This is a genomic window from Limnobacter sp. UBA7229 (genome assembly GCF_002473065.1).
In the GTDB taxonomy this organism is placed as follows: domain Bacteria; phylum Pseudomonadota; class Gammaproteobacteria; order Burkholderiales; family Burkholderiaceae_B; genus Limnobacter; species Limnobacter profundi.
In genome coordinates, this window is record NZ_DKTN01000013.1 from 46,523 (window position 1) to 61,605 (window position 15,083).

General features: G+C 53.9%; 18 protein-coding genes. 8 read left to right on the plus strand and 10 right to left on the minus strand.

The annotated features are described in order from the left end of the window. The first annotated feature begins 87 nt into the window (after positions 1-87). Positions 88-933: a symmetrical bis(5'-nucleosyl)-tetraphosphatase gene (locus tag B4C79_RS07010; protein ID WP_291741009.1), complete on the plus strand. Its 846-nt coding sequence runs from the start codon at positions 88-90 to the stop codon at positions 931-933. 2 nt (positions 934-935) lie between these two features. Here the strand turns inward: B4C79_RS07010 and B4C79_RS07015 are convergent, their stop codons facing one another. Genes B4C79_RS07015 through B4C79_RS07040 form a run of 6 tightly spaced genes read right to left on the minus strand, consistent with a single transcriptional unit; the run spans position 936 to position 5,560 of the window. Beyond that, a complete protein-coding gene (locus B4C79_RS07015) occupies positions 936-1,694 on the minus strand; it encodes a lysophospholipid acyltransferase family protein (RefSeq protein ID WP_291741007.1) in 759 nt (252 codons plus the stop codon). A gap of 28 nt (positions 1,695-1,722) precedes the next feature. After that, complete coding sequence (locus tag B4C79_RS07020) at positions 1,723-3,039, minus strand: dihydroorotase (RefSeq protein WP_291741006.1); 1,317 nt, start codon at positions 3,037-3,039, stop codon at positions 1,723-1,725. Between the two features lie 27 nt (positions 3,040-3,066). Further along, positions 3,067-4,038, minus strand: a complete 972-nt coding sequence (locus tag B4C79_RS07025) for an aspartate carbamoyltransferase catalytic subunit (RefSeq protein WP_291741004.1) — start codon at positions 4,036-4,038, stop codon at positions 3,067-3,069. Beyond that, positions 4,035-4,541 carry a bifunctional pyr operon transcriptional regulator/uracil phosphoribosyltransferase PyrR gene (pyrR, locus tag B4C79_RS07030; RefSeq protein WP_291741002.1) on the minus strand — a complete coding sequence of 169 codons (507 nt, stop codon included), beginning with the start codon at positions 4,539-4,541 and terminating at the stop codon, positions 4,035-4,037. The genes B4C79_RS07025 and pyrR overlap by 4 nt, the downstream gene beginning before the upstream one ends. Then, entirely contained in the window at positions 4,538-4,972 is a 435-nt protein-coding gene (gene ruvX / locus B4C79_RS07035; protein ID WP_291751370.1) for a Holliday junction resolvase RuvX, read from the minus strand. Before ruvX ends, pyrR begins: the two co-directional genes overlap by 4 nt. A 3-nt stretch (positions 4,973-4,975) precedes the next feature. Then, positions 4,976-5,560 (minus strand): YqgE/AlgH family protein, encoded by a 585-nt coding sequence (locus B4C79_RS07040; protein WP_291740028.1) that lies wholly within the window; start codon positions 5,558-5,560, stop codon positions 4,976-4,978. Between the two features lie 96 nt (positions 5,561-5,656). Here B4C79_RS07040 and B4C79_RS07045 point away from each other — a divergent pair, with 96 nt between their 5' ends. Together B4C79_RS07045 and B4C79_RS07050 are read left to right on the plus strand one after the other, a co-directional pair. Continuing rightward, on the plus strand, positions 5,657-7,159 hold the full coding sequence (locus B4C79_RS07045; RefSeq protein ID WP_291740026.1) for a cryptochrome/photolyase family protein: 1,503 nt from the start codon (positions 5,657-5,659) through the stop codon (positions 7,157-7,159). Between the two features lie 96 nt (positions 7,160-7,255). After that, the gene (locus B4C79_RS07050; protein WP_291740024.1) at positions 7,256-7,660 is read left to right on the plus strand and encodes an MAPEG family protein; all 405 of its coding nucleotides are present in this window, start codon (positions 7,256-7,258) and stop codon (positions 7,658-7,660) included. Between the two features lie 74 nt (positions 7,661-7,734). Here B4C79_RS07050 and hemL read toward each other — a convergent pair whose 3' ends face one another. Genes hemL through thiD form a run of 3 tightly spaced genes read right to left on the minus strand, consistent with a single transcriptional unit; the run spans position 7,735 to position 10,551 of the window. After that, the gene (hemL, locus tag B4C79_RS07055) at positions 7,735-9,030 is read right to left on the minus strand and encodes a glutamate-1-semialdehyde 2,1-aminomutase (RefSeq protein ID WP_291740023.1); all 1,296 of its coding nucleotides are present in this window, start codon (positions 9,028-9,030) and stop codon (positions 7,735-7,737) included. A 14-nt stretch (positions 9,031-9,044) separates the two neighbouring features. Continuing rightward, positions 9,045-9,740 carry a thiamine phosphate synthase gene (thiE, locus tag B4C79_RS07060; protein ID WP_291751373.1) on the minus strand — a complete coding sequence of 232 codons (696 nt, stop codon included), beginning with the start codon at positions 9,738-9,740 and terminating at the stop codon, positions 9,045-9,047. Continuing rightward, positions 9,721-10,551, minus strand: a complete 831-nt coding sequence (thiD, locus tag B4C79_RS07065) for a bifunctional hydroxymethylpyrimidine kinase/phosphomethylpyrimidine kinase (RefSeq protein ID WP_291740019.1) — start codon at positions 10,549-10,551, stop codon at positions 9,721-9,723. The genes thiE and thiD overlap by 20 nt, the downstream gene beginning before the upstream one ends. 93 nt (positions 10,552-10,644) lie before the next feature. Here thiD and B4C79_RS07070 point away from each other — a divergent pair, with 93 nt between their 5' ends. Beyond that, positions 10,645-10,809, plus strand: coding sequence for a rubredoxin (locus B4C79_RS07070; protein WP_008249735.1), 165 nt, complete (start codon positions 10,645-10,647; stop codon positions 10,807-10,809). Between the two features lie 21 nt (positions 10,810-10,830). Further along, positions 10,831-12,198, plus strand: coding sequence for a hypothetical protein (locus tag B4C79_RS07075; protein WP_291740018.1), 1,368 nt, complete (start codon positions 10,831-10,833; stop codon positions 12,196-12,198). On the opposite strand, the gene arsS is transcribed toward B4C79_RS07075, so the two are convergent. Then, a complete protein-coding gene (gene arsS / locus B4C79_RS07080) occupies positions 12,162-13,118 on the minus strand; it encodes an arsenosugar biosynthesis radical SAM (seleno)protein ArsS (RefSeq protein ID WP_291740017.1) in 957 nt (318 codons plus the stop codon). The two genes, B4C79_RS07075 and arsS, sit on opposite strands and share 37 nt — an antisense overlap. A gap of 144 nt (positions 13,119-13,262) precedes the next feature. On the opposite strand from arsS, the gene thiS reads away from it, so the two are divergent. The 3 genes from thiS to trmB are packed head-to-tail and all read left to right on the plus strand — an operon-like array spanning position 13,263 to position 15,011. Next, on the plus strand, positions 13,263-13,463 hold the full coding sequence (thiS, locus tag B4C79_RS07085; protein WP_291740032.1) for a sulfur carrier protein ThiS: 201 nt from the start codon (positions 13,263-13,265) through the stop codon (positions 13,461-13,463). 31 nt (positions 13,464-13,494) lie between these two features. Beyond that, a complete protein-coding gene (locus B4C79_RS07090; protein ID WP_291740016.1) occupies positions 13,495-14,310 on the plus strand; it encodes a thiazole synthase in 816 nt (271 codons plus the stop codon). Next, positions 14,307-15,011 carry a tRNA (guanosine(46)-N7)-methyltransferase TrmB gene (trmB, locus tag B4C79_RS07095; protein WP_291740014.1) on the plus strand — a complete coding sequence of 235 codons (705 nt, stop codon included), beginning with the start codon at positions 14,307-14,309 and terminating at the stop codon, positions 15,009-15,011. The genes B4C79_RS07090 and trmB overlap by 4 nt, the downstream gene beginning before the upstream one ends. The last annotated feature ends 72 nt before the right edge of the window (positions 15,012-15,083 follow it).

Below are 15,083 nucleotides of genomic sequence, written 5' to 3' on the forward strand. Positions count from 1 at the left end.
AAACGCAAAGGCCTTGTCTTACTGAATGCGTTGAATACTTGGACTCAAGGCATAATACTACTTTCGTTGTTTTGGTTTGTTTTCATTATGGCCAACTATGTGATTGGCGACGTTCAAGGTTGTCACGATTCTTTGCTCAAGCTCTTGGACAAGGTTCGGTTCAACTCCGAGGTTGACGTGCTTTGGTTCGCAGGCGACCTGGTCAACCGCGGGCCCCGCTCGCTGGACACACTGCGATTCGTACAAAGCCTTGGCGAAAGGGCCCACACCGTGCTGGGCAACCATGACCTGCACTTGCTGGCCCTGTGGTGCAACAGTGGCCGCAGCCATGAAAGCGACACCATTGCTGAAGTGGTGAATGCACCCGATGGCGAAGCATTGGTGAACTGGCTGCGAAGCCAGCCCTTGGCCCTGCGCTTGCCACCAACACAAAATACCTTGGATAACGGATTGCTGACCCATGCAGGCCTGTTGCCGGAATGGAGTTTTGAGGATGCGTTGGCATTGTCCGAAGAAGTACAGCATGTGTTGTCTGGCCCGGACTGGCAAACCTTCATGGCCGAACTGTACGGCAACAAGCCCAATCGCTGGGACCCAACGCTCGAGGGATTTGATCGCCTGCGTTTGATTGTGAATGTATTTACCCGCATGCGCATGGTGCGCGACGACGGCAAAATCGACTTCAAATACAAACTGGAGCCAGCCGACGCACCCCCAGAACTGAAACCCTGGTTTGAACTTGCGCGAGAATTTTCAGGAGAAGGCCCAATCTTGTTCGGGCATTGGTCCACACTGGGCCAGCTGAAAAACAAGGCTGGATATTGCCTGGACACAGGTTGCGTGTGGGGCGGTCAACTGACTGCACTTCGCCTGGAAGACGAGGCCATTATCCAGGTAGACGCAGTCGAGCCACCCCTGCCTACCATTGCCTGAATTCAAACAGCCGCGCTGGTATTGCTACACAGCGCGCGTATTTTTTCATGCGCTTCATCGCTGAGTTCATGCCGTGTGCGCCCCTCTGGGTTGATCGGCGCGTGAATATACAGCTGGACCACATACCCGGTTTTACTGTTTAACAACACCTGAATGTTCTCTAGCAAGGTTTGTTCACCGATGAAGGCAGGCTGCGCAGAAAACTTTCCATCGGGGGTGAAGTACTGCAAGCTGACTGGCAACAAAGGCACCTTGGCCTGTATCGCGGGTTGTACAAAATTGCTGTGAAAATGCAAAGGTGCATCTCCAGGCCCGGTTGTACCCTCCGGGAATACAGCCACGCAACGCCCGGTACCCAATACCTTGACGGCAGCGTGAATCACATCGCGAACAGCATGCCGCTTGCCACGCTCAATAAAAAGCGTACCGCTGCGCTTGGCCAGCAAACCACCAATGGGCCATTGGGATATTTCTGATTTGGCGATAAAAGTAACCGGGTGAATGCTGTTGAATGCAAAAATATCCAGCCAGGAAACGTGCGTGCTGTAAAGCAAACACGGTTTGTGAATGGCGTAATTCGATTCAGGCGATTCATACACCACCTTCACCTGCACATTCAGAATACCCAGCAATTGGCGGGCCCATCGCTTCTCGATTGCCTCTTTCAGGGCCTTGCCCAATATCGGCCAAAACACCAAAGCCACCACAAAACCGTACAGCAGGTGAATAACCAGACGAAGCAACATGAACACTTTACGCATGCCTTGAAGTCCTTGTACTCGGGGGCCTTTAGGCCACCAGCACTTTCATTTTGCTTTTTTCAAGGCTGCTGTAGCCCACGTTGCCATTCACCATGGTCAGCTGCACTTTGCCCTGCATGGGGAAACCATTGAACGGTGTGTGCTTGCCCTGACTGATCAAACTGGCCTCGCCCACCACCCAATCTACTTCCGGGTTGAACAGGCACAGGTCGGCCGGCATGCCAGTGCGCAAACTGCCCGCTTGAACCTTGATTATGTCGGCGGGGTTGCCACACAACAATTCAACAATTCGTGCGGGGGGCACGTTCTGCTCACGCATCCACTTCACCGCCAAGGTCAGCAGCAATTCCAGTCCGGTTGCGCCCGCCTCGCTTTCTGCAAAAGGCAACAACTTGGCATCATCATCCACGGGCGTGTGGTCGGAGCAAATCGCATCAATGGTGCCATCCAGCAAACCGGCGCGAATGGCGTCGCGGTCGCGCTGCTCGCGCAAGGGTGGGATCAGGTGGGCGTTGGGGTCGAAAAAACCAATGTCCAGGTCAGTCAAATGCACATGGTGAATTGCCACATCGCAAGTCACGGGCAAACCTTCGGCTTTGGCTTGCCGAACCAGTTCAATGCCCTTGGCCGAACTGATGCGGCAAATGTGCATGCGCGTGCCGGTTGTGCGTACCAGCTCAAAATATGCCTGCAGGGCAATGGTTTCGGCCATCACCGGAATGCCGCTCAAACCCATGCGTGAAGCATAAGCACCGGCATGGGCCACGCCTCCCTTGCTGAAGTTGGGCTCGGTGGGCCGCAAAAACACGGTGAAACCGAAGTTACGGGCATACTTCATGGCTTGCAGCAACACACGCAAATCGCGAATGGGCGATTCAGCCTGGCTAAAGCCCACACAACCTGCCTCGGTCAGTTCGGCCATTTCAGTCAGCGTTTCGCCATTCAAACCCGTGGTCAGGGCGCCCAGCGGGTACACCTTGGCCAGGTTCAACTGGCGTGCCTTGAACTTCAGCATTTCAATCAAGCCGGGCTCGTCCAGCACGGGTTCTGTGTCGGGTGGGCATACCAGCGAGGTAATACCGCCAGCCATGGCTGCTTCCATTTCACTTTCAAGGGTGGCGCGGTATTCATAGCCTGGTTCGCGCAGGCGCGCCGACAAATCCACCAGGCCGGGCAACACCCAAAGGCCGGAGGCGTCAATTGTTTTGCTGGGTGCAAAGTCAGCTGGCATTTCGCCCTTGGGCGCTACCGCCACCACGCGACCAGCGGCCACAGCCACATCCATGATTGCATCGGCACCGATGCTGGGGTCTATCACATGTCCGCCAGAAATCAACACTCGCATTGTTTTTCCTTTATGGGCAAATTCACGTCAAGCGCTTTTACTGGACGACGCCAGAATACTCATCACCGCCATGCGCACGGCAATTCCGAATGTCACCTGATTCAAAATCACGCTTTGCGGGCCATCGGCCACTGCCGAATCAATTTCTACACCACGGTTCATGGGGCCGGGGTGCATCACGATGGCATCGGGTTTGGCATGGCGCAGCTTTTCTTCAGTCAACCCAAAGTGCTTGAAATATTCTTGAGCCGACGGAATCAGGGCACCGGTCATGCGCTCTTTCTGCAAACGCAGCATGATGATCACATCGCAATCCTTGATGCCTTCTACGAGGTCGTGGTAAACACGCACCCCCATGTTATCCAGGTGGCTGGGCAACAAAGTGCTTGGGCCCACTGCACGCACCTCGGGGCAACCCAAAGTTGTAAGAGCATGGATGTCGGAACGCGCAACACGGCTGTGCAAAATATCGCCCACAATGGCCACACGCAGCTTGGTGAAGTCTTGCTTGTAGTGGCGAATGGTATACATGTCGAGCAGTGCTTGTGTTGGGTGGGCATGCCGCCCATCGCCCGCGTTGATCACATGAATGGTGCCACCGCTGGTGCGGTTCAAATGCTGGGCCATGAAGGTGGGCGCACCACTTTCAGAATGGCGCATGACAAACATGTCGGCCGACATGGCAGCCAGATTGTCGATGGTGTCGATCAGCGACTCACCCTTGCTGGTCGACGAAGACCCAATATTCAAGTTCACCACATCGGCCGACAAGCGCTTGGCTGCAATCTCGAATGTGGTGCGAGTGCGGGTGGAGTTCTCGAAAAATACATTGAACACCGACTTGCCGCGCAACAAAGGCACTTGCTTCACATCGCGATCAGTCACTGACAAAAACGATTCTGCCGTGTCCAGAATGCGATGGATCATCGCCTTGGGCAGCCCTTCAATACTCAGCAGGTGAATCAACTCACCTGCGGCATTCAGTTGAGGGTTATTCAATTTGGTTTTACCTCCAGCTCCAGGCGGAAAGCACCTTGCTCATCTTGGGTCAATACAAACGCTTCATTCGGTTTCAAGGGCAGGTGCTTGCCCACATACTGCGCATCAATCGGCAATTCACGGCCACCACGATCCAGCAACACGGCCAACTCAATTTTTGCAGGCCTACCAAAGTCGAACAAATGGTTCACAATCGCCCGCGTGGTTCGCCCTGTGTACAACACATCATCAACCAACAATATGGTGCGACCTTGTACATCAAAAGGCACCTCGGCGGGTTTGGGTGCCTCTTTCAGGCCACGCTCAGAAAAATCGTCGCGATAAAACGCGCTGTCAAGGAATCCGCATGGCAGGGCAAAACCCAAATCTGCATGCAGGCGCTCGGCAATCCAGGCGCCTCCGCTGTGCACCCCAATCAGTCCCAGTTCAGAACGGTCGGGAAAGGCTTTTTCAATTTGATCACGCAGGCGGGCGTACAGGGCTTCGGGGTTTGGCAGGCTCATCGTCCCTCCAGAAAAAATTGTTCCAGAATCAGGCAGGCACTGCCCATGTCGACTCGGCCTTTGTTCTCGCAGGCGGCCTTGCCTCCCATACAGCTTTCCATGATTGCACTGGTGTAGCGCTCATCAACCCGGGCACATGGCAGGGAAAAACGCCCCTCCAATTGACGGGCGAAACGCTCACAACGTGCGGTCAATTCATTGTCGGCGCCATCCGCCTGCCGAGGCACCCCAACCACCAGGCCTTCGGGCTGCCACTCTTTAATCAGCTTTTCAATTTTGTCGAACCGCTGCTCATCATTTTGCGCTTCAACCACGGACACACCACTGGCAGTTTTGGTCAGGGAATTACCAAACGCAACGCCAATTCGCTTCAAACCAAAATCAAACGCCAGGTATTGTGTCGGTTTGGGCGAATGCACGGGCTTGGTCATTGATTAAGCATGCCCCGCAGCACCGCTCATCAGGGCGGGGTCGATACCCAGCATGGCGTAGGCGCTTGCAAAGCGTTCTTCCAGGGGCGTGTCGAACAATATTTCGTGATTGGCGGGCACGGTGAGCCAAGCGTTTTGAGCAAGCTCTTCTTCAAGCTGCCCCTCGCCCCAGCCGGCATAACCCAAGGTGATCAACCATTTGCCTGGCGCTTCGCCACGGGCCACGGCTTCAAGAATGTCTCGGGAAGTGGTCAAGGAAATTTCATCGTTCACTTTCAGCGATGAATTCCAGTTCAAAGGCTCGGTGTGCAAAACAAAACCACGCTCTGACGCCACTGGCCCACCCATCATCACCGGGAAGTGGGCTGGCATGTAGCCCTCCACTTCCACGTTGATTTTTTCCAGCAAACTTTCAATGGCCAAGTCGGTGGGCCGGTTAATCACCAAACCCATGGCACCCTTGCCGGAATGTTCGCACAAATACACCACGGACCCTGCAAAACTGGGGTCAAGCATGTTCGGCATGGCGATCAGCAACTGACCGGACAAGCTAAATTCAGTGGGTGTGGAAATTTCGGTCTCGCTCATGCCAAAATTGTAATGCCTTTTAACTGTGCAAAAGCGGGTAGGCGTTCCTCTACCCGCCTTTAAGCGCACAGATCAACCCAAATTTAAGTTGTTCCCATGCCTGCTTCACTTCTTGAAAACCACCCATTGTCGACCCAACCCCAACCGGGCCAGTACACCAAAGGCTTGATGTGGTTTCGGCGCGACCTTCGAACCCATGACAATGCCGCCCTGTTTTATGCCCTGAAACATTGCCAGCAAGTACATTGCGTGTTCGTGTTTGACAAAACCATTCTGGATGCCCTGGCCAACAAAGCCGATCGCCGTGTGGAGTTCATCTGGGAAAGCTGCATGGCGCTGAAAACAAAGCTTCAAGGCTTTGGTGGCGATTTGCACTTGGTACACGACCACGCCGAAACGGCAATCCCGGAATTGGCGACGAAACTGGGCATACAGGCCGTGTTCACCAACAAAGACTATGAACCCGCAGCGATTCACCGGGACATCACTGTGGGGAAAGCCCTTCAAAGCAAGGGTATTGAATTGTTGCGCTTCAAAGACCAGGCCATTTTTGAAGAGGATGAGGTATTGACCCAAGCTGGCAAATTTTTCAGCGTCTTCACGCCGTTTAAAAATGCCTGCCTGAAAAAACTGGACGAGTTCCATCTAACGCCCTACCCCAGCGAATCCAGAATGGCCTCTCTGGCCAAAGATTCCGATTTGCCCGCACCAAACCTGGAAGACATGGGCTTTAAACGTACCAATTTGCTGGAGATGATCAAGCCTGGCGAGGAAGGCGCACTGGATGCGTTTGAGGACTTTCTCAACCGCATGGACAAGTACAAAGTGGCGCGCGACTTCCCAGCCATCAAAGGCGTGAGCTACCTGAGTGTGCACAACCGCTTCGGCACCATCTCCATTCGCAGGTTGGCCAAAGCTGCCTATGACCGTTTTAAATTCGATGGCAGCGAGGGTGCCATGGGTTGGTTAAACGAACTGATCTGGCGAGACTTTTACTTTCAAATTATTTACCACCGCCCCGATGCGGCCGAGAAAGCCTTCAAACCGGAGTACGACCAAATCCGATGGGACGACGATGAAAAAGCAAAAAAGCTTTTCAAAGCCTGGTGCGAAGGCAAAACCGGCTACCCCTTGGTGGACGCCGCACAGCGACAGTTGAACCAGACCGGCTTTCAACACAACCGCCTGCGCATGGTCACAGCCAGTTTTTTGACCAAAGACCTTGGCATTGACTGGCGCTGGGGTGAAAAATACTTTGCCGAACACCTGAACGACTTTGACCTGTCAGCCAACAACGGTGGCTGGCAATGGGCTGCCAGCAGTGGGTGCGATGCACAACCCTACTTCCGTATTTTCAACCCCTACAGCCAGTCCGAGAAGTTCGATGCAGACGGCAAATTCATACGCAAGTACTGCCCCGAGCTGACCAAACTGTCCAACAAATACATTCATAACCCCACCGAATGCCCTCCCTTCGAGTTGCAAATGGCTGGGGTGGTTCTGGGTGAAACATACCCCAGGCCCGTGGTTGAACACGATGTGGCCCGGAAGAAAACGCTGGAAAGGTATGCGGTGGTCAAGAAAGCCAAAGAAGACTGATTTTGTCCGAACTTATGATGGTCAGTGCAGGTGCCTTCACCCATAATCACCGGTGAATTTGCATCACACAACCCCATACAAGAAGGAGACAAAACAGTGAACGCTTACACCACCGTATTACTTTATGCAGGCTGGGTCATGATTCTGGCCTTGATTTATGTTTCACCACGCGTGCCTCAAGCCCTGTTGGGCCAGAAGCGAATTGATGCATGGGAGCGCGGTAAAGAATCCACCGACCCGATGTTCTTGCAACGTGCAAAATCGGCGCACCTGAACTGCCTGGAAAACTTTCCGGTATTCGCGGGCGTTGTGGCCATGGCGGGCCTGATGGGAGAAGTTGAAGCCATCAACGGCATTGCCGCTTTTGTGCTGTACGCACGTATTGCACAAAGTGTGGTGCACATCAGCGGCACTTCATTCATTCAGGTGTTCTTGCGCGCCACGTTCTTCCTTGCGCAGTTGGGCCTGCAACTTTACATGGTGTACCTGTTGGTCTGTTAAACCGCTGTACGTGAATTGAAAAAACCGCCTTTGTTTATAACTCAGGCGGTTTTTTTTATCTTCAAAACAAAGCTTTATTTAATCGCAGCAAACGCCTTGTCAATCGCCACCTTGGTGGCTTCAATCACGGCATCGTCGTGCGTTACAGATACAAACCCAGCCTCGTAAGCCGAAGGTGCAAGGTACACACCCGCATCCAGCATGGCATGGAAAAACTTGTTGAAGCGGTCGCGGTTTGATGCACTTACCTCGGCAAAACTGCTGGGCACTTTCTCGCTGAAATAAATACCGAACATGCCACCAATGCTGTCTGCACAAAAGGTTTCACCGTGGGCATAAGCAACCTGGTTAAAGGCTTCCACCAACTTGCGGGTTTGGGTTTCCAGCTTCTCGTAAAAACCTTCTTGCTTCAACAAACACATCGTGGTCAAGCCTGCCGCCACAGCCACCGGGTTGCCACTCAATGTGCCAGCCTGGTACACCGGGCCAAGGGGAGCAATGCACGCCATAATGTCTTTACGACCACCAAAAGCGCCCATGGGCATGCCCCCGCCGATGATTTTTCCAAGGGTGGTTAAGTCGGGCGTAATGCCATACACGCCTTGCACACCCTGGGGGCCTACACGGAAACCGGTCATCACTTCATCGAAAATCAACACCGCACCATGCTGGGTGCACAACTCGCGCAAGGTATTCAAAAACTCGCGGGTGGGTTTGATGAGGTTCATGTTGCCGGCAACAGGCTCTACGATTACACAGGCAATGCTGCTGCCACTGGCTTTGAACAACTCGTGCAGTTGCTCCACATTGTTGTAGTCCAGCACACGGGTGTGCTTGGCAAAGTCCTCGGGCACACCGGCCGAAGTTGGGTTGCCGAAGGTTAGCAAACCGGAACCCGCTTTCACCAGCAAGCTATCCGCATGGCCGTGGTAACAGCCTTCGAATTTTACAATGGTGTCACGGCCGGTGAAGCCCCGGGCAAGACGAATCGCACTCATGGTCGCTTCGGTACCGGAACTCACCAAGCGAACCTGTTCCAGTGAAGGCAACATTTCGCACAATGTTTCTGCCATCACGATTTCGCCTTCGGTAGGCGCACCAAAGCTCAATCCACCTACTGCGGCTTCCTGTACAGCCTTGATCACTTCAGGGTGTGCGTGGCCCAACACGGCTGGGCCCCACGAACCAATGTAGTCGATGTAGCGCTTGTCATCCGCGTCCCACACATAGGGGCCATTTGCACGCTTGAAAAAACGCGGTGTACCGCCCACAGAACGAAATGCCCGAACGGGCGAATTCACACCACCGGGAATTGTTTTTTGTGCGCGCTCAAACAGCACTTCGTTCTGGCTCACTTCTTGACTACTCATTCTCAGGACTCCGCTTAATTAACTTGACTGCATCCATTCACTGCATCCACCCACTGCTGCGCCGCACAGCAAACCTGCTCAGCATCGGGTTCCGTTCCAAACAAACCATTGACCACTGCCACTGCGTTTGCACCTGCTTTCATCAATTCAGGCACGCGCTCAATCGTAATTCCGCCAATCGCTACCGTGGGTACACACAAATTGCCGGCCCGGGCAAACAATTCAAGCTCAGCGCGCACAGCATTGGGTTTGGTACTGCTGGGGTACATTGCACCAAAGGCCACATAACTGGCGCCATCGCGCACGGCTTGTTCGGCCAATTCAAACTGATTGTAACAAGAAGCACCCACCAGCCATCCGCTGCCAAGCCTGCTTCGGGCCTGCGCAATGGACTCATCGGTTCTACCCAAATGCACGCCAGCCACGGCGCCCCCCTCGAATTTTGAAAACTCCACCGAGGGCACGTCATTCAAAATCAGCGCCGCATCGTACTTCTCGCACAGGGCATCAAGCTGCCCGGCAAAATCAATCAACTCGGCTTGATCCCAATTCTTTTGCCTGCACTGAAACAAGCGCACACCGCCATCCAAGGCGGCAGCCACACAATCCACAATAGCGTCAGGAGTCCATACCGCCGAACGCTCGGGTGTAATGGCGTAGACGCCCTTGATGAGTTGCTTGCTCAATTGATTATTCAATCTGGTTTTCATCACCATCATCGCCATCGTCTTCCAAATGTTGCATCAAGTGCATGCGATCGGGAATCAACTGGCCTTTGCCCACCACAAAACCACAACTGAGGGCTTGCCAAGTGTATTCCAGTGCCAGCTCTACAGCCTCTTGAACGCTCAAACCCTGACCAAGCCCAACGGCACAGGCACTGGCCAAGGTACAGCCCGAGCCATGATATTGACCTAGCAGGCGTTCACAAGGAAATTCAACAACTTTTTTGCCAGGCACATACAAACGGTTCACAACATCGCCAGAATCCAGATGTTCGCCTTTCAACAACACCGCCTTGCACCCCATTTGCAACAAGCGTTCGCCCGCCTCGTCTACGCTTTGTGCGCCGGTAAATGCCTGTGCCTCGGGCCAATTGGGGGTGATCAAATCAACCAGCGGGAATAGCTGGTTTCTGTAACTGTCGAACAAGGCCTGCCCGCCAAAGGCATCGCCCCGGCCGGAGGCCCGCACGGGGTCTACTACCAACGGCACCGAAGGCCACAGGCTTTTTGCTTTCAGCACCGCTGCCACAGCCGCCGTGCTGCCCAACACCCCGGTTTTAATGGCACTGGGCGAAATGCCATCGTCCAGCAAGGCAGTGAGTTGATCATCAATCCAGTCGGGGGTACACGCCTCGAAGCGCGCCACTCCCGCCGTGTTCTGGGCTGTCAGCCCGGTCAGAATGGTCAGGGGATGTGCGCCAAGTGCGGAAACAGTCAAGGCATCGGCTTGCAAACCCGCGCCAGCAGTGGGATCTGATGCTGAAAAGGTCAGCACCAAGGGTACAGTCAGTGTCATTCAAAACCCAAAAAAGACCGACAACCTTTGTAGTCGGCTGCCAAACTCAGTATTATCCACCCGTTGCAATTTTTTTTCTGGAAGTAGCTCAGAATGAATACTTGGATTTGTTTGATTTGCGGTTGGGTATACGATGAAGCGGCTGGCGTGCCCGACGAAGGCATTGCCCCTGGCACCAAATGGGAAGATGTTCCACCAAACTGGGTTTGCCCGGAATGTGGCGCCCGCAAAGAAGATTTCGAGATGACTCAAATCTAAACTCCGAAAACCAATGGATCAATGACCGAACCACAAGCCGACCCCGCCAAAGCGTTTGAAGACCACGCCCCAACGCCGGTCAGGCCCAAGTTTGTTCGGCAGCTAGGGCAGTTTTCAGCAGGTTTGCTGATCGCAGCCCTGGTTTTGTTGACGGTAGGCCTGTTCGCCAAAAGCCAATCGGACAACATTCGCAATACACAGCTGGCCCAAATCAATTTGGTTGAAGGTCGCATTCAACAAGAATTGCTGGCCCTCAATGGCCCAGGCAGTGAAACCGTTCAACCTCAGGGCCTGAAGGCCCTGCTGGGTTTGGGCCAAGAGGTCAGCCAGCAAAACAAAGGAATTCAGTGGTTCGGTGCCCTGCACAGCCAAACCCTGCAAGTGTTGCTGACTCAAAGCATTGAAGCACTGTCGCGCCCCGTGGCCGGCATCAATTCAGATCTGGAAACCCAGCGCCAGCTGGAGACACAGCTTAGGCTGGACACACTGCCGAAACTGGCCCAACTCAAAGCACACATTGCCCAAGCCACCAACGGTTTCCTTGTCTTGGTATTCGGCCTTGCGACCTTGCTGGCTTCGATTGGCTTTGCCCTGGGCGTTCAATGGAACACCCATCGAAAAACACTTGCCCTGGGTCGTCGCGTACAAATGTTGAGCCGCGCATTGCATAGCCAACAAGAAAACGACCAGAAACGGGAGGGAGCCCACGCGGCCCTTGAAGGTGTGCTGAAAGCGTTGAACAGCAATCAGCAACTGGAGCATCGCGGCACGCTGATGCAAATTGGCCAACAACTTGAAGAACTGAACCAGAGCGGGCGGGCGGTGTTGCAGTTTGCAAAATCATTTCACCAGCTGTCTACCCAAGGCACCCAAGTGGTGAAATCAACCTTGAACAGCGAGCAACGCAACGCCAAAGCCGAAAACCACATGGAAATCATGCAAACCCAACTTGAAGGTTTGCGCGCCGACATTCGAAGCGCTGCGCAGGGCTTGCGGAAAGCCGGCGAGGTCAGCCGCCAGCTGCTGGGCCGGCTGGATTCCTCACAAATGGAATTGACCCTGACCGAACCCGAAAACAGCCGGCAATTGCAGCAACTGGTCGAGCAAAGCCAACAGGCCTTGAAAGAATCGATTGAGGGTTTGGTATTGGCCAGCCAAAAAATAAATGCAGGGCAGCATGAATCAAACAAGCTGGCCGAGTACATGGCTGTGAATCAAACCGCGTGGTCTAACCTGCTGAGCCAGGTTGAACAGGTGGCCGAATCTGCATCGCAAGAATCAGAAAGCGCCCTTCGCCTTGCCAAACGCCTGATGGAACAAAGCCAGCACACAGCACTGGCCTCGCCAAACAATCAAGCAGCCAAGGCACCACCGCAGCTGCTGCCCTGACCCGCGGTACAGCCATAGCAATGGTCACCCACCACCACTTCGATGGAATCAAGCGCGGTCTGCGTCAAATCAGCCAACGTCAGCGCCCTGCCCTGTGAATCGCGCACAGGCCAACCCAGTTGCTGGTTGAAGTCGCAATCGTACAGCGTGCCTTCGTAGTCAATCGACACCAGGCTGCGGCACATCACCGCCGCCAGGTTACTTTCCCGGTAAGCACCTTTCAGCGTGTTCATATAGGTCTCGAACGTGCCCTTGCTGATCAAGGTGCTGCCAAAACGGGCAATCGGCATGTTGGTGATTGTCACCAGGCCGGTGAAGCGAATGCCAAACTTCTCGAACAACACAGCCTTGTAATCGGCTTCCAGTGCTTCTTGCGGGGGTGGCAATGAAGGACCTTGTGGGTTGAACACCAAGGTCAAACGCAGCTTGTCACCATAACCCAGTGCATTCAGTTTTTGCAGGCCTGCAATGCTGGCATCGAACACACCCTTGCCGCGTTGCTTGTCCACATTGTCTTCAAGGTAGCAAGGCAAGGATGCAAAAATTTCAACTTCATTTTCAGCGAGAAATTCAGCCAAATCCTCATAGCCTGGCTCACTCAAAATGGTCAGGTTGCACCGGTCAATCACATGCACACCTGCTTTGCGCGCAGCCACCACCAGGCGCTTGAAGCGCGGGTTCATCTCCGGAGCACCACCGGTCAAATCAAGTTTTTTCACCCAACCCTGATTCATCAGCGCAATCAACTGGTCAATTTGCTCGTCTTGCATCAGCTCGGTGCGATTGGGGCCTGCATTCACATGGCAGTGGGTACAGCTTTGATTACACAGGTAACCCAGATTCACCTGAATGGTTTCCAGGTTCAAGCGCTTCACGCTGGGGAAGGTGGTACTTTTCAACAAATGAACTACTGAGTGCATGTAGGCTCCGGTTTCTGTGCGCCGCGCGGTTATTTCGTTTTCAGATAATGAGAGAATCAAGGCTTGCAAGCAAGATTGATCCGGTTTGATTATCGCGTTAATCGATAGTAACAAACTTACACAAGCTCATTCGCTCAAGCCATGATTCAAGTTACAGTCAACGGTGAAAATCGTGAAATGCCCGAGAACAGCACTGTGGCGCACCTTGTGGAAAGCCTCAAACTCACCGGCAAGCGCATCGCTGTCGAACTGAACGGTGAAATTGTGCCCAAAAGCCAGCACGCCACCACGCCATTGAACGCCGGGGTCAGCCTTGAAATTGTGGTTGCCGTGGGTGGTGGCTAAATAATCAGTACCAATCAGGAGCAGTACCCGCATGAACACCTCAACTGAAAAGCACAACGACACCTGGAAAGTAGGTGGCCGTGAATTCACCAGCCGCTTGCTGGTGGGCACTGGCAAATACGCCAGCCTCGATGAAACCCGCGAGGCCATCACTGAAAGTGGTGCTGAAATTGTGACAGTGGCCATCCGCCGCACCAACATCGGCCAAAACGCAGGTGAAGCCAGCTTGCTCGATTACATTCCGCCCAGCAAATTCACCTACCTGCCCAACTCGGCTGGTTGCTATACCGCCAAAGATGCGGTGCGCACCTTGCGCCTGGGTCGTGAACTGCTGGATGGCCATAATCTGTGCAAACTCGAGGTGCTGGGCGACCCCACCAACCTGTACCCTGACATGGAAGAAACACTGATTGCCGCCAAAGAACTGGTGGCTGATGGGTTCGACGTGATGGTGTATTGCTCTGACGATCCCATTTATGCCCGCAAACTGGAAGATGCTGGCTGTTTGGCCATCATGCCCTTGGCCTCGCTCATTGGTTCTGGCATGGGTATTTTGAACCCCTGGAACATCAACCTGATTCTGGAAAAAGCACAGGTGCCCGTGATTGTGGATGCCGGTGTGGGCACGGCGTCCGATGCCGCCATCGCCATGGAACTGGGTTGTGCTGGCGTATTGATGAACACCGCAATCGCCAAGGCACAAAACCCGGTGCAAATGGCCCGTGCCATGCGTTTGGCCACACAGGCCGGTCGCGATGCCTTTCTTGCGGGTAGAATGCCGAAAAAGTTTTACACGGCCAGCCCCTCTTCCCCTGTGGAAGGCGTTATTTCCTCCAGTTCAAAATGACAGACCAAACCCCCGACAATCCGTTTCGCGACCAGCACATCAAAAGTTTTGTGAAACGTCGGGGGCATATTTCACGCGCCCAAGAACGTGCCGTAGAAGAAGGCATGCCCAAATGGGGCATCGCCTACAGCCCACAAACCCACATTGATTTCGACAAGCAATGGGGCACACAAGGCCAAGCCAATTGGCTTGAAATCGGCTTTGGCATGGGCGAAACCACCGCAAAGATTGCCAAGGCACACCCCCATGTAAACTACTTGGGTGTTGAAATTTATACCGCCGGTGTGGGGTCGCTGATCAAGAAGATTGAAGAAGAGGGCATAGAAAACATTCGGATCATTTCCCATGATGTGGTCGATGTACTTCGCGACATGATTCCCGATGCCAGCCTTGACAAAGTGTTGCTGTATTTTCCCGACCCCTGGCGCAAGGCCCGCCACCACAAACGGCGACTCATCCAAGCTGAATTTGTGGCAAAGCTGGCGAAAAAGATGAAACCTGGCGGGGTGCTGCACTGTGCCACCGACTGGGAAAATTACGCCCACCACATGCACGATGTACTCAGCGTGGCGCCCGATTGGCAGAATGTGGCGCCAACACCCTTTGCGCCACGGCCCGATGACAGGCCTCTGACCAAGTTCGAGAATCGCGGATTGAAACTTGGCCACGGTGTCTGGGACCTTCTCTACCGTGTTCGCTGACACGGTTCAAACAGACCTCCCCTCTTGCGGTATGCCTTGCTGCGCCTGAATTTGCTTTAATCAGGCTCAACC

Bases quoted from the DNA above. Each gene is read 5' to 3' on its own strand.
- B4C79_RS07015 (WP_291741007.1), bottom strand. From the start codon at position 1,694: ATGCGTAAAGTGTTCATGTTGCTTCGTCTGGTTATTCACCTGCTGTAC.
- arsS (WP_291740017.1), bottom strand. From the start codon at position 13,118: ATGCACTCAGTAGTTCATTTGTTGAAAAGTACCACCTTCCCCAGCGTG.
- pyrR (WP_291741002.1), bottom strand. From the start codon at position 4,541: ATGAGCCTGCCAAACCCCGAAGCCCTGTACGCCCGCCTGCGTGATCAA.
- B4C79_RS07020 (WP_291741006.1), bottom strand. From the start codon at position 3,039: ATGCGAGTGTTGATTTCTGGCGGACATGTGATAGACCCCAGCATCGGT.
- thiE (WP_291751373.1), bottom strand. From the start codon at position 9,740: ATGAAAACCAGATTGAATAATCAATTGAGCAAGCAACTCATCAAGGGC.
- ruvX (WP_291751370.1), bottom strand. From the start codon at position 4,972: ATGACCAAGCCCGTGCATTCGCCCAAACCGACACAATACCTGGCGTTT.
- B4C79_RS07040 (WP_291740028.1), bottom strand. From the start codon at position 5,560: ATGAGCGAGACCGAAATTTCCACACCCACTGAATTTAGCTTGTCCGGT.
- B4C79_RS07075 (WP_291740018.1), top strand. From the start codon at position 10,831: ATGACCGAACCACAAGCCGACCCCGCCAAAGCGTTTGAAGACCACGCC.
- B4C79_RS07070 (WP_008249735.1), top strand. From the start codon at position 10,645: ATGAATACTTGGATTTGTTTGATTTGCGGTTGGGTATACGATGAAGCG.
- thiD (WP_291740019.1), bottom strand. From the start codon at position 10,551: ATGACACTGACTGTACCCTTGGTGCTGACCTTTTCAGCATCAGATCCC.
- hemL (WP_291740023.1), bottom strand. From the start codon at position 9,030: ATGAGTAGTCAAGAAGTGAGCCAGAACGAAGTGCTGTTTGAGCGCGCA.
- B4C79_RS07045 (WP_291740026.1), top strand. From the start codon at position 5,657: ATGCCTGCTTCACTTCTTGAAAACCACCCATTGTCGACCCAACCCCAA.
- B4C79_RS07010 (WP_291741009.1), top strand. From the start codon at position 88: ATGGCCAACTATGTGATTGGCGACGTTCAAGGTTGTCACGATTCTTTG.
- trmB (WP_291740014.1), top strand. From the start codon at position 14,307: ATGACAGACCAAACCCCCGACAATCCGTTTCGCGACCAGCACATCAAA.
- B4C79_RS07090 (WP_291740016.1), top strand. From the start codon at position 13,495: ATGAACACCTCAACTGAAAAGCACAACGACACCTGGAAAGTAGGTGGC.